The organism is Rhizobium sp. AG207R, from assembly GCF_027109195.1.
GTDB classification, from domain to species: Bacteria; Pseudomonadota; Alphaproteobacteria; order Rhizobiales; family Rhizobiaceae; genus Rhizobium; species Rhizobium dioscoreae.
Genome location: NZ_JAEPVT010000004.1, coordinates 317,058 through 329,413, shown reverse-complemented (window position 1 = coordinate 329,413; position 12,356 = coordinate 317,058). Strand labels below are relative to the sequence as shown.

Here is a 12,356-nt window from a genome sequence, read left to right as displayed (position 1 = left end):
CCGTGATGAAATGGATGTCTCAAACAGCCTTTGGCGCGATGAACTGCAGGCCCGCCTGCAGGTGGCGGTTCATGTGATAGGCGTAAGCGATTCGATCCCGTTGTTCCAACGCTTCGATAATGGCGCGATGGTCATGATAGGCGCTGTCGACGGCCTCGCGTGAGCGCTTTCCCGCCTCCATCAGCCGCTGCAACAATGGCTGCAGAATGCCATAGACTTGTGACAGGGTCTGATTGCCGGCGAAGCCGACAAGGGTGGCATGAAACCTGAAATCCAGTTCCGCAGCTTCGGCCAATGTCGATGCGGCCTTCATCGCGTCGTTGATGGAGCGCAGCCTGTCGACGGCGACTTCATCAAGCGTTTCGAACAGAAGATCGCTGAGATTGACCTCGATGAGGCGACGAAATCCCTGGATATCGAGAAAGCTCTCCGCCGAGATGTCGATAGCGAAGGAGAAGAGGTCCATCAGTGCCTGCTGGCGGCGGTCCGTAATCACCGCGCCGACCTTCTGGCGGCTTTCGACAATGCCATAGGCCTTCAGGATGCGGATCGCTTCGCGCACCGTATTGCGGCTGGTATTGAACATGGAAGCGAGCTCGGCTTCCGAGGGCAGTGCGTCTCCGAGACCGAGATTGCGCTCGCGCATCAGTCGCCGCAGCGCGTCGACCACCTGATCGACCGCGGAACCTCTATCCTCGATATCAGCGGTATCCACCACCGTCTCTCCTCCGTTGTTGAAAGCATATTGTTGGTCAATAGTGGCGTCAAGCGACCAAAGATGATGGACATTTCGCTTTTCAGCGGTATTTTGACCGACAAATGGAGGGGACATCATATGGAAAGCTGCTGGCGGTGGTTCGGCCCGAAGGATCTCGTTCCGCTCTTGCATGCGCGCCAGGCCGGCGCGACAGGCATCGTCACGGCATTGCATGAAGTCTCGCATTCGCGCGTCTGGACGCCGGCCGAAATCGAGGCGCGAAAGGCGCTGGTGGAAGCGGCGGGGTTGCGCTGGAGCGTCTGTGAATCGATCCCGGTACCAAACGCGATCAAGCTCGGCGGGGCAGGAGCAAAGGCTGCGATTGGTGTCTGGAAGGACAGTCTCGCCCATCTCGCCCGCGCTGGCATCAAAACCGTCTGCTACAATTTCATGCCGGTCGTCGACTGGACGCGTACGGATCTGCGCTTCGAAATGCCGACCACCGCGCTCGCATTGCGTTTCGACATGGCGGAGTTCGTTGCCTATGATGTCTTCGTCCTGCGCAGGCAAGGTGCGGAAGAAAATTATGCGCCGGACCTGCTGCGGCGTGCCGAGGAGCGGCTGAAAGGGCTCTCGCCGGAGGCCGTGCAACGGCTGGAGAATAACATCATCGCCGGTCTTCCTGGCGGCGAAGACAGCTATGGCCGCGATGCCATACGCTCGGCCATCGCACTCTTCGACGGTATGACGGCTGAGGATCTCCAGGCCAATCTCGAAGCCTTTCTGCACGAGATCGTGCCAGTTGCCGCAGAGCTCGGTGCGAGACTTGCGATTCACCCCGACGATCCGCCCATCTCGCTTTTTGGCCTGCCCCGCGTCGTCTCGACGGCGTCGGATCTGCGCCGCATCCTCGGCAATGTCGACGATCCGGCCAACGGTTTGACGCTCTGTGTCGGATCTCTCGGCTCTCGCGCCGACAATGATGTGTTTGCTATCGCAAGCGAATTTGCCTCGCGCATCAATTTCGCGCATCTGCGCGACGTTGCGCTCGAAGCCGATGGTTCATTCGTGGAGGCCTCCCATTTGGAGGGGCGCAGCGATATGTATGCCATCCTGCGCACATTGCTCACGGAGGAGGCACGGCGTCGCAAGGAAGGCCGGGAAGACCATATGATCCCGATGCGGCCGGACCACGGACATCTGATCGGCGACGATATCGATAAGCCGACCAATCCCGGCTATTCCCTCATCGGCCGCTTGAAAGGTCTTGGCGAACTTCACGGCGTCATCCATGCGATCGGCAAAGCAGGGCTTTGAACCTCACGGCATTTGCCGTCCCATGTCGGTGAAAAGGGGCGGAGGAATAAAGCCTGCTGTTGCATATTCGATAGGCTTTTGCCTAAAGTTTAACCTTGTTACAATTTTGATTTTATTTAGTTTTCTCGTCTATCAATGTCCAATTCGCTGATCTTCAAACTCGAATTGGCAAGGTCGACCTCCTATGAATTCCGTTTGGCCCGACGCCCCGAACGACGATTTTCGGTCACTTTTCAAGACGCATCCGTCTCCGATGTGGGTCTATGATCCCGAGACGCTGAAATTCCTGATCGTCAACGATGCCGCCCGCGATCTCTATGGCTATAGCCTCGCTGCTTTTGCGGTCATGACCGTCCTTGATATCCGGCCTCCGGAAGAGCGCGAACGCATGCTCGATGCGGTGCACCACCGCACCGACATCGAGACGGCGCAACGCTGGACGCATCTGAAGGCGGATGGCGAGACATTCGAGGTTCTGACCTATGGGCGGGAAATCCGCTTCGACGGCAAGATGGCGATTCTGGCGATCGTGCAGGACCGCACCGAGGTCAATGCGGCACGGCGGCAGGTCGATGCCACCCAGTCGCTGCTGGACAGCATCGTCGACAATCTCCCCGTCGGCGTTTTCGTCAAGGACATGGAGCGGGATGGTCGTTATATCCTGTTCAATGAGGCGTGCGGCGCCATCGTCGGGCAGGCAGCACCAGATGTGATCGGCAAGTCGGATCGTGCGATATTTTCCGATGAGCAGACGGCGCTTTTCCGGGAGCAGGACAAGCTTGCCTTCGAAACCGCCGAAACCGTCTACTTCGAGGAAACCATTCACACGGTGGACGGCGTATTGCGTATCCTGAAGACAGCGAAACGGGCGCTTCCCGCCCCGTCAGGGCAAGCGCCGCGCTATGTTCTCGGCATTTCCCAGGATGTGACCGAGGAGCGCAGCGTCGAGGCAAGGCTTGCGCATCTTGCCATGCATGATTCCTTGACCGGGCTTCCGAACAGAGCTTTCTTTTCCGAGAACATCGTGCGGCAGGTGGCTGCTGCGAGGCCGGAAAAGCCAATCGCGCTGCTCTATATCGATGTCGATCATTTCAAGCATATTAATGACAGCAAGGGCCATGCCGCCGGCGACATGCTCCTGCGCCAGGTTGCCGAACGCCTCCAGCAGCTTGCCGAGAGGAGCGATCTGGTCGCGCGCCTGGGTGGCGACGAGTTCGCGCTGGTTTTACGGATGACGGATGCCGGGCGAGCGCGCCGCTTCGCCGACCTGTTGTTGCAATCGCTGTCGGCACCCTTCGATCTCGATGGCGTCCGGGAACATGTGACCTGCAGCATCGGCATTGCCATTGCGCCCGAGCACGGCAACGATGCTGACGTGCTGATGCGGGACGCGGATCTGGCGCTCTATGCCGCCAAGACGAGCGGCCGTTCGACCTATCGGTTCTACCAGACGGAGATGCGGCTCGAAGCTGAACGGCGCCATCAGCTCACGCTGGAGCTTCGTGAGGCGTTGCAGAACGACGAATTCGAACTTCATTACCAGCCGATCATTCGTCTGGACGAAGATACTCTCTCCGGCTTCGAAGCTCTGATCCGCTGGCGCCATCCGAAGCGCGGACTCATCTCGCCGGCAGAATTCATCCCCATCGCCGAAGAAACGGGGATGATCGTTCCGATCGGCGACTGGGTGCTGAGGGAAGCTTGCCGGACCGCCATGGAGTGGCCCGGCAACCTGAAAGTGGCAATCAATCTCTCCGTCTATCAATTCCGTCATTCGAGCCTGCTGGCCACCGTCGTTTCAGCACTGAGCGAGACAGGTCTTTGTCCCGGACGCCTGGAGATCGAGGTCACGGAATCCATCCTGCTTTCCGAGGTCGAGCAAAGCTTATCGCTGCTGCGTGCCCTCAAGGAGCTCGGTATTCGCATCGCGATCGATGATTTCGGCACGGGCTATTCCTCGCTCAGCTATCTGCGCTCCTTCTCTTTCGACAAGATCAAGCTCGACCGCAGTTTCGTCGCCGGCATGGATGCCGATCCCGGTAATCTTGCCATCGTGCGGGCCGTAGTTGGCATCGCCTCCGGCTTCAATGCGGTCACATTGGCTGAAGGCATCGAGACGGAGGCTCAATTGGCAAAATTGCGAGCCGAGGGCTATCACGAGGTGCAGGGTTTCCTGCTCGGCCGGCCAATGTCACGCGAGGATGCCCTGGCGCGAATTCTCCGTGAGGCCTATCCCGCCCCGACGTTACGTGCCCGAAAACCAGCGCATGTATGACCGCCGAAACCTTCGGGCGGCCGTCGCAATTAATAACCAAAAAAATTTGGTACCTTGTTGTCGGGAAGGGTGGTTGACCAACGTCCTTGGATCAGCCCCGACAAGGGCGCGACACAAAGAACCGTTCCAAGGAGACCAACATGAGTGATGCAACAGAACAGTCCCAGCAGCCGCGCGTGCCGGTTCGCGGCGGCGTCGTAGCCTATCTGACGGTAGATGGCGCTGTGAAGGCAGCCGAATTCTACAAGCGCGCCTTCGGCGCCGAGCAGGCCTTCATGTATCCGGTCGATGAAAAAGGCCGGACCATGCATATTCATCTCTACATCAACGGCAGCTCGGTCATGCTCGGCGACGCTTTTCCGGAATACGGCCATGCGCTGGAAAAGCCGCAGTCCTTCACGATGCAGCTTGTCGTCGATGACCTCGATTTCTGGTGGAAGCGTGCCGTCGATGCGGGAGCGGAAGTGGTCGTCGAGCCGCAGGTTATGTTCTGGGGCGATCGCTGGGGCCAGCTGCGCGATCCATTCGGCGTCGCCTGGGCGATGAATGCGCCGGTCAACGGCTGACGATATAATGCCCTCGGTGTTTGTGGCGCCGAGGGCATTTCTTTTGGTCCGGCTGCGAAGACGCTATTCTGCAAGCAGGGTCCGCGAGAGAGGATGCTCAGCGTCCGTAAGGCCGTCCAGAACCGAATAGTGATGCTTGTCGGGCTCCACCACGACCTCGGTCGCCGCGCCGAGCCCGGTCCAGATATTGGCGAGCAGCGCATTCTGGCGGACGAATTCGGCGCGCTCGGCACCGCCAGCCCAACAGGTTAGGCGAATGTTGTCGACCGGCTCGAGGAGAGCCGGGCTTTCGGTCCTTGCTTCGGCGTCGTCGATCTGAAGCTGCGCGTTCATGCTGCGCTTCATGATCGGGCGCAGATCATGAAGGCCGGAAATGGCAAGCACATGGCGAATGCGTTTGCGGATTGTCTCGTTCAGCGGCGATGTCGTTGTCATCATGCGGGCGACAAGCTGACCGCCCGCCGAATGGCCGGTCAATACGATGGGTCCGCTGACGAGTTCAGCCGCTTTCGTGATCGCGGAGGCGATTTCCTTGCCGATCCCGGCGATGCGATTTTCCGGGCAAAGCGTATAGGACGGGATCGCAACCGCGTATCCTCTGATAATTGAGCCTGCTGCAAAGTGCGACCAGTAGCTTTTGTCCAGTTGCAGCCAGTAACCGCCATGGACGAAAACCACCAATCCCTGCGGCTGGCTTTCGGGCAGAAAGAGATCGAAGCGATTGCGCTCCGCAGGACCATAGGCCAGATCGAGTTTCGCGCGTCCCGCGGTCGTCAGCCTGTCACGGAAGGATTTTGCCGGCTCGACCCAGGCGGCTGGCCAGTGATCGCCGTCGACGATATAGGCGCCATTGGTATAGGCTGCGTCCCAATCGGTGACCCTGAAATAGCTCATGTTCAGCTTCCTCTCTCCAGCTGCCGACGCCTGTAGATCAGGTCACGGCCGCGCGCACCGCAAAGCGTGCGTCCTTCCATGATCCGCTGCTCAGGATTTCCTCAAGCACCGTCACGGCGCGCCATACGTCATGATAACCGACATAGAGCGGCGTAAAGCCGAAGCGCAATGTCGACGGGGCGCGGAAATCGCCGATGACGCCGCGTTCGATCAGCGCCTGCATGACCTCATAAGCATTGCTGTGGATGAAGGACACCTGGCTGCCGCGCTTTTCGCTGTCGCGCGTCGTCTCGAGTTCCACACCATATTGGCCGCATTTGGCTTCGACCAAACGGATGAAGAGATCGGTCAGCGCTATGCTTTTCCGGCGCAGCGCGTTCATGTCCACCTCATCCCAGATGGAGAGCGCTCCTTTCAGAGCCCGCAAGGAGAGGATCGGCTGCGTGCCGCAGAGAAAACGCTTGATGCCGGCATCGCCGTCGAAGCTTTGTTCGAAGGCGAAGGGACGGGCGTGGCTCCACCAGCCACTGAGCGGCTGGACGATCGATGCGTGATGACGCTTCGCCGCGTAGATGAAGGCCGGCGCGCCCGGGCCGCCATTCAGATATTTGTACGTGCAGCCGACGGCGAAATCGGCACCGGCACCGTCGAGATCGACGGGCAGGGCGCCGGCGCTGTGACACAGATCCCAGATGACGAGTGCGCCCGCTGCCTGGATGCGCTTCGTCAGTGCCACCATGTCGCGCAGTTCGCCGCTCTTGTAGTTGACATGATTGACGAGAACGACGGCGACGGTCTCATCGATCAATTCCTCGATGGTGTCGGCATCGCGGCCTTCGAGGCGCAGCGTGACACCTGGGCGCGTCGAAACGACGCCTTCGGCCATGTAGAGATCGGTCGGGAAACTGTCGCCCTCCGCCACGATCACGTTGCGATCCGGTCGCATCGCGAGCGCCGCATGAAGTGTCTTGTAGATGTTGATCGAGGTGGAGTCGGTCACGACAGTCTGCCCTTCGGCAGCGCCGATCAGTCTGCCGATACGATCACCGAGTTCCAGTGGCAGATGAAACCACCCGGCGCTGTTCCAGCTGCGGATCAGGCCATTGCCCCATTCTTCCATGGCGGCCTGGCGCACTTCGGCAAAAACCTCGTGCGAGGCCGCGCCGAGCGAATTGCCGTCGAGATAGATGACGCCAGCGGGCAGGGCGAAGCGGCTGCGGAAGACGCGCAGCGGGTCGGCCTCGTCCATGGCCTCGACGGCCGCGAGATCGGGAAGGCTATCCATGATGTCGTTGCCTCGTAAACTTATTCGCGAATGGTTTCTCGGGTGACGGCTCCGCCGCGGCTGCGGCGGATGCTCGGCAGCGCCAGCATGATCAGCACGAACAGGCCGGTAGCGAGTTTGAGGTTCGGCGGCGGCATGCCGGCGGCAAGGCAGAGCGATACGAGCTGATAATAGATGATGGAGCCGACGAAGGGCGCCAGCAACTGACGCAGGACTGTCTGCTTGCCGGTGAAAGCTTCGCCGATCATCAGCGCTGCAAGGCCGTTGATGAGGATGCCGATACCCATATTGACATCGGCAAAGCCCTGCGATTGCACCATCAGTGCACCGCTTGCGGCTGAAAAGGCGCTGGCGATGCCGACGCCGCCGATGGTGGCAGCCCAGACATTGATGCCCTGTGCCTCGGCCATGTCGGGATTGGAGCCGACCGCCCGCATGGCCGTGCCTTTCTCCGTCTTGAAGTAAAGGTTAAGGGCGATCAACACGATGATGGCAAGCAGGCCGGCGATGACGATCTTGCTCGCGGGAAAGCCGGGCTCGGTGAATGGCACGACATCGAACACGGTCGGAGAGCCGAAGACGGAGAGGTTCGATTTGCCCATGATGCCGAGGTTGACACTATAGAGCATGGTCGACATCAGGATGCCGGCAAGCAGCGTATGGATGCGGAAGCGCAGGTGAATGAAGGCCGTGCAGCAGCCGGCGGCAAGGCCGACGGCGAAGGCGACCGCAATGGCAAGCGGCGGCGCGACGCCGGCGGCAAGCAGGATGCCGCAGACGCAGCCGCCGAGCGGAAACGCACCTTCACTGGTCAGATCCGGAAAGCTCAGCATACGGAAGGGGATCATGATGCCGAGGACGACGAAGCTCAGGATGAAGCTCTGCGCCAGCGTGACCGGGATGAGCGAGACGAAGCTCGAAACGGTTGATTGAATGAAATCCATCATGATGTCAGCTCACCAGCAGCATGCGGTCGGTCTTGACGGCGAAGTGGCCGATCAGTTCGGGCACGGTGATGCGCCGCTTGCCATCTCCGGTTATTTCGAGATGGACGCGGCCGGCATCGAGCATGATGATGCTGTCGCCGAAATCGACGGCGTGCTGCATGTTGTGCGTGACCATCAATGTCGTCAGCTTCAGCGCCTCGACCGTGCGCACTGTTGCCTGCATGACGATATCGGCCGTGCGCGGGTCGAGCGCGGCTGTGTGTTCATCGAGCAGCAGCACATCTGGCGAGCCACCGACCGCCATGATGAGCGACAGCGACTGGCGCTGGCCGCCCGAAAGAAGCTCTACTTTTGTGTCCAGCCGATTTTCGAGGCCGAGGCCGAGGACGGCGAGCCGATCCTTGTAGGCGGCGAGCCGCGCCGCATTCAGGCCGGGCCGAAATCCTCTGGCTTTGCCGCGCAGTTCCGCCAGAAGCATGTTTTCGCCGACCGTCATGCTGGCGGCGGTTCCCTTCATCGGATCCTGAAATACGCGAGCCAGACGCGCGGCGCGTTTGTGGACCGGCATGTTCGTCACGTCATCACCGTTAATGAGGATCTGACCGGAATCGAGGCTGAGAGCGCCGGAAATCGCATTCAGCATGCTGCTCTTGCCGGCGCCGTTGGAACCGATGACGACGCCGAATTCGCCTGTCTTGAGGGAGAGCGTCAGGCCATTAAGCGCGACCTTTTCGTCGGGCTGGCCTCTGTAGAAAACCTTGCGCGCGGATTTGATCTCAAGCATCCGTGCCTCCCCTGCAGTGTAGGGTTATGAAATGGCGGCGTTCCTGACGCCGCCATGGATCGGATTGATCCTACAGCGCCGCGCGTCACATCTGACGCGCAAAAGTCGCTGTAGCACTTTAAAGCTGCTGCATAATTTTATCCTTAGATCGACATCGATTTAAGGAATTATGCAGTAGAAAATGCCGCCTATTACTTCGTGAAGCAATTGCAATCGGCAAGCGAAGCCGGAACTTCGGCGCCGAATGCTTTCAACACGGTCTTGTTGATCAGCGGCGCGTGGTCCTTGTAAGCCGGAACGGAGGGCTTGATCGTCTTCGGATCGGCACCCTTGAGGATCTCAGCGGCGATCTTGCCGGCATTTTCGCCAACCTGCTCATAGTTGACAGCAAAGCTTGCCGGCACGACGCCATTGCGGACGGCCGCGTCGTCGGAATTGACGATCGGGATCTGAGCCTGGCGGGCGGCGGCGGCAACGGCGGGGATTGCCGGCTGCAATAGGTTGGAAGCGGGCGTGTAGATCACGTCTGCCTTGCCGGCGAGCGATGCGATGCGCTGCTGAATGTCGTTGACATTGTCGACGCCGACCGGAACCACTTCGAAGCCGGCTGCCGGAGCGGCGGCCTTGACCTTGTCGATCAGCGCAACGTCGTTGGCCTCGCCCGGATTATAGGGCACGCCGATGCGCTTGGCATTCGGAAGCAGCTTCTTGGTGAAGGTGAGGATGGCCGAGATGTCCTGCAGGTCGCTCGAGCCGGTGATGCCTGTGTCACCGGCGTCCCAGGACGGGACGAGCTTGGCGGCGACGGGATCGGTGACGGCCGTAAAGACGATCGGAATGCCGGAGCCGGCCAGCGCCTTCTTGGCAATCTGCGATACGGGGGTGGTCACCGTATACATCAGCTTCGGATGTTCGGATTGCAGCTTGGCGATCATCTGCGGAACGAGCGAGGCGTCGAAGCTCGTGTTGCTTTCGGAATAGACGACATCCTTGCCTTCGACGAAGCCGTTGTCAGCAAGAGCCTTCTTAAAGCCGGCAATCGATGCGTTGAGCTGCGGATGCTCGCCGAAGTTGGCGATGGCGATCTTGATGGGCTCGGCCGATGCGGTTGCAACGCTTGCTGCGAAGGCGCCGACGACAGCGAGGCCGGCCAGCCACTTGGACGTAGATCTCAGCATATTTTCCTCCCGGTGTAATAAGGAGCCGTTTTCCTTCGGCTCTCTCGGGCAGGGATCATAGCGAGTGCTGCAGGCCTGTCAATTTGTGATATATGATATTCACGATGGGCATATATAATATATAATTTCCGGATAAGGAGCTTTTATATATAATCTGCGCCTGGGGAGGATCGGGACGAGGGCCATGCAGGACAAGGATGCGCTGAGCAAGACGGAAGCGGCTTACTGGCTGTTGCGACGCGACATCCTCAATACCAAGCTAAGGCCTGGTGCCTCTCTTCGGTTGAGCGCCCTTCGGGATATCTACGGCCTCGGCTGGACGCCGCTTCGCGAGGCGCTGTCGCGGCTGGAGGCCGAAAAGCTTGTGACTGCGATCAGCAATCGCGGCTTCGCTGTCGCTCCAGTATCGCGGGCCGAACTGGAGGACCTGACGCGGGCGCGCATGGTCGTAGAGCTGCCGCTTCTCATGGAGTCGATTGAGAAGGGTGGCCCGGATTGGGAATCGGCCGTCGTTACTGCACATTATCGCCTCTCACGCTGCAAGATCGTGCCCGACTCCGCCTCGGAGGAGATGGCGGACGAATGGGATGAGAAGCACAGCGCCTTTCACGCTGCGCTTGTCAGCGCGGCAACGTCGAACTGGCTCCAGCGTTTCCAGTCCACCATCTCGGATCAGCTTCGCCGCCACCATCGTTTTCTCGGCCTTGCGCCGACGCAGCGCGCGGCTGCTGGCCTTTCGATCGGTTATGAAAAAGCCGTTGCCGCTTTGCAGGATGCCATGGCGATCGAGCATCATACGGCATTGATGGAAGCGGCCCTCGACCGGGATCTGGAACGTGCCAGAGCGCTGATGACCGAGCATATCGGGTACACGCTGCAGGTTTATATTCGCTCGGAGGGTCATGTGAGTTAGGTCGAAACCGGATCATCGGAGAGCTGGAACGCTTGGCGCGCGAGATGTCTCCCCCTGCAGGTTTTCGTCGATAAGCCGCTCGTCAGCGCCGCCAAGGAAAATATCCTTGCCGGCGTTGCCGCTATCGAATGCGAACTGGTGCGCACCCCAGGGTCTTTCCAGCCCGTTCCAGTGATTGCAGCTCCATCGGTTCGATTCCCGTTAGGAGCGCTCAACTTGGGCCTGCCTGGGGTGGGTGATCGGTCATTGCCCAAAGCGACTGGGTAGGAAAGGGCATGCGTTGTCGCTGATGCGACGTTCCAATGCGTCGAGTACCAGATCCGCCGTTTTGGGAGCTGCCGCGATGCCGACATGCCCGTGGCCGAATGCGGCGATCAGGCTGGGATGGCGTGACAGTGGGCCGATCACAGGAAGCCCGTCGGGCGTGGATGGCCGATGTCCCATCCAGAGGCGAAGGTGGGGTGTCTTGTCGGCAGCCAGATAGGGGTAGCTCGCCAGGGCATGGCGTTGCAGCACCTGCGCGCGCTCCCAATTAGGGGGTTTGTTCACGGTTGCAAGCTCGACCTGGCCCGAAAGGCGCAGGCCCATATTGGTCGGCGTATTGGCCATCCGGCCGGTACTCGGCATGACGGGAATTTCGAAGGGTGCCTGCCCTGATGTCACAGTCACATGATAGCCCCGTTCGCTCTGCATCGGAATGCGCACGCCAAGCGGGCGAAGCAGGCGGCCGGAATGTATGCCCGCGGCCACGACGATGCGGTCGGCAGATAGCGTCTCGCCACCCTCCAGCACCGCCTGCGGCGTTACGCCGTCGAGGATAGCTGTCACGGCGGACTGGTGGAATTGTACACCCTTGCGTCGAGCGGCTTCCACAATGCCGGCTACATAGCTTCCGGTGTCGCGGCAATGGGCGCCGTTCACCACATGGATGGCGAAGCGATAGGGGGGACCGAGAGCCGGAAGCCTTTTCCGGATTTCGGTCTCGTCCCACTCCACATATGCTACGCCGTTTTCTCGGCGCAGTTCCCAGCTCAGCGCTTCCGCCTCGAAGGAGGCCCGGTCGGGATAAGCGTAGAGCAGCCCTTTCTGAAGAACGAGCTGTTCCTGTCCGGTCTTTCGCGCGAGTTCCAGATGTCGCTCAGGGCCATCATGCAGCAGGAAGTTCAGCAATTTCGCCGTCCGGCGTACGCGGGTCTTACTGGCGCCAGCCCACAAGAACCGCAGGAGCCAAGGCGTCAGCTGCGGCAGCGACCTCCAGTCGATCGTCAGCGGCCCGTTTCGATCGAGAAGGAAACCGGGAACCTTACGCCACAGGCCGGGCATGCTCATCGGAATGATCGATGCCGGGCTGATCCAGCCGCCATTGCCGTAGCTTGCCCCGGCTTCGCTACCCGGGGCGTTGCCGTCGCAAAGCGCGACATCCCAGCCTGCTTCTGCCAATCTCAATGCCGCGGTGGCACCGATAATGCCAGCGCCAACAACGATTACCTTGCCTGTCAT

General features: G+C 60.2%; 11 protein-coding genes. 4 read left to right on the top strand and 7 right to left on the bottom strand.

All coding sequences use genetic code 11. The annotated features are described in order from the left end of the window. Positions 1-19: 19 nt before the first annotated feature. A complete protein-coding gene (locus JJQ51_RS11555) occupies positions 20-715 on the bottom strand; it encodes a FadR/GntR family transcriptional regulator (RefSeq protein ID WP_233788579.1) in 696 nt (231 codons plus the stop codon). Between the two features lie 120 nt (positions 716-835). On the opposite strand from JJQ51_RS11555, the gene uxuA reads away from it, so the two are divergent. The 3 genes from uxuA to JJQ51_RS11540 all read left to right on the top strand — a co-directional run bounded on the left by uxuA (position 836) and on the right by JJQ51_RS11540 (position 4,855). Further along, a complete protein-coding gene (gene uxuA / locus JJQ51_RS11550) occupies positions 836-2,014 on the top strand; it encodes a mannonate dehydratase (protein ID WP_113351030.1) in 1,179 nt (392 codons plus the stop codon). A gap of 184 nt (positions 2,015-2,198) precedes the next feature. Further along, a complete protein-coding gene (locus JJQ51_RS11545) occupies positions 2,199-4,289 on the top strand; it encodes a putative bifunctional diguanylate cyclase/phosphodiesterase (RefSeq protein WP_113350546.1) in 2,091 nt (696 codons plus the stop codon). 140 nt (positions 4,290-4,429) lie between these two features. Further along, positions 4,430-4,855, top strand: a complete 426-nt coding sequence (locus JJQ51_RS11540; RefSeq protein WP_069610406.1) for a VOC family protein — start codon at positions 4,430-4,432, stop codon at positions 4,853-4,855. 63 nt (positions 4,856-4,918) lie between these two features. On the opposite strand, the gene JJQ51_RS11535 is transcribed toward JJQ51_RS11540, so the two are convergent. From JJQ51_RS11535 to JJQ51_RS11515, 5 genes are all read right to left on the bottom strand, one after another. Then, entirely contained in the window at positions 4,919-5,749 is an 831-nt protein-coding gene (locus JJQ51_RS11535) for an alpha/beta hydrolase (protein ID WP_113350545.1), read from the bottom strand. A 37-nt stretch (positions 5,750-5,786) separates the two neighbouring features. Next, complete coding sequence (gene kynU, locus JJQ51_RS11530) at positions 5,787-7,034, bottom strand: kynureninase (protein ID WP_113350544.1); 1,248 nt, start codon at positions 7,032-7,034, stop codon at positions 5,787-5,789. A gap of 20 nt (positions 7,035-7,054) precedes the next feature. After that, positions 7,055-7,978 (bottom strand): ABC transporter permease, encoded by a 924-nt coding sequence (locus JJQ51_RS11525; RefSeq protein WP_069610480.1) that lies wholly within the window; start codon positions 7,976-7,978, stop codon positions 7,055-7,057. A gap of 7 nt (positions 7,979-7,985) precedes the next feature. After that, positions 7,986-8,765 (bottom strand): ABC transporter ATP-binding protein, encoded by a 780-nt coding sequence (locus JJQ51_RS11520; RefSeq protein ID WP_113350543.1) that lies wholly within the window; start codon positions 8,763-8,765, stop codon positions 7,986-7,988. 191 nt (positions 8,766-8,956) lie between these two features. Beyond that, on the bottom strand, positions 8,957-9,943 hold the full coding sequence (locus JJQ51_RS11515) for an ABC transporter substrate-binding protein (RefSeq protein ID WP_113329712.1): 987 nt from the start codon (positions 9,941-9,943) through the stop codon (positions 8,957-8,959). A 184-nt stretch (positions 9,944-10,127) separates the two neighbouring features. Here JJQ51_RS11515 and JJQ51_RS11510 point away from each other — a divergent pair, with 184 nt between their 5' ends. Continuing rightward, the gene (locus tag JJQ51_RS11510) at positions 10,128-10,856 is read left to right on the top strand and encodes a GntR family transcriptional regulator (RefSeq protein WP_113350542.1); all 729 of its coding nucleotides are present in this window, start codon (positions 10,128-10,130) and stop codon (positions 10,854-10,856) included. Positions 10,857-11,099: 243 nt separating this feature from the next. Here the strand turns inward: JJQ51_RS11510 and JJQ51_RS11505 are convergent, their stop codons facing one another. Continuing rightward, positions 11,100-12,356 (bottom strand): NAD(P)/FAD-dependent oxidoreductase, encoded by a 1,257-nt coding sequence (locus JJQ51_RS11505; RefSeq protein WP_113350541.1) that lies wholly within the window; start codon positions 12,354-12,356, stop codon positions 11,100-11,102.

Coding starts and splice junctions, on each gene's coding strand:
- uxuA (WP_113351030.1), top strand. CDS start 836: ATGGAAAGCTGCTGGCGGTGGTTCGGCCCGAAGGATCTCGTTCCGCTC.
- JJQ51_RS11545 (WP_113350546.1), top strand. CDS start 2,199: ATGAATTCCGTTTGGCCCGACGCCCCGAACGACGATTTTCGGTCACTT.
- JJQ51_RS11540 (WP_069610406.1), top strand. CDS start 4,430: ATGAGTGATGCAACAGAACAGTCCCAGCAGCCGCGCGTGCCGGTTCGC.
- JJQ51_RS11535 (WP_113350545.1), bottom strand. CDS start 5,749: ATGAGCTATTTCAGGGTCACCGATTGGGACGCAGCCTATACCAATGGC.
- kynU (WP_113350544.1), bottom strand. CDS start 7,034: ATGGATAGCCTTCCCGATCTCGCGGCCGTCGAGGCCATGGACGAGGCC.
- JJQ51_RS11525 (WP_069610480.1), bottom strand. CDS start 7,978: ATGGATTTCATTCAATCAACCGTTTCGAGCTTCGTCTCGCTCATCCCG.
- JJQ51_RS11520 (WP_113350543.1), bottom strand. CDS start 8,765: ATGCTTGAGATCAAATCCGCGCGCAAGGTTTTCTACAGAGGCCAGCCC.
- JJQ51_RS11515 (WP_113329712.1), bottom strand. CDS start 9,943: ATGCTGAGATCTACGTCCAAGTGGCTGGCCGGCCTCGCTGTCGTCGGC.
- JJQ51_RS11510 (WP_113350542.1), top strand. CDS start 10,128: ATGCAGGACAAGGATGCGCTGAGCAAGACGGAAGCGGCTTACTGGCTG.
- JJQ51_RS11505 (WP_113350541.1), bottom strand. CDS start 12,356: ATGACAGGCAAGGTAATCGTTGTTGGCGCTGGCATTATCGGTGCCACC.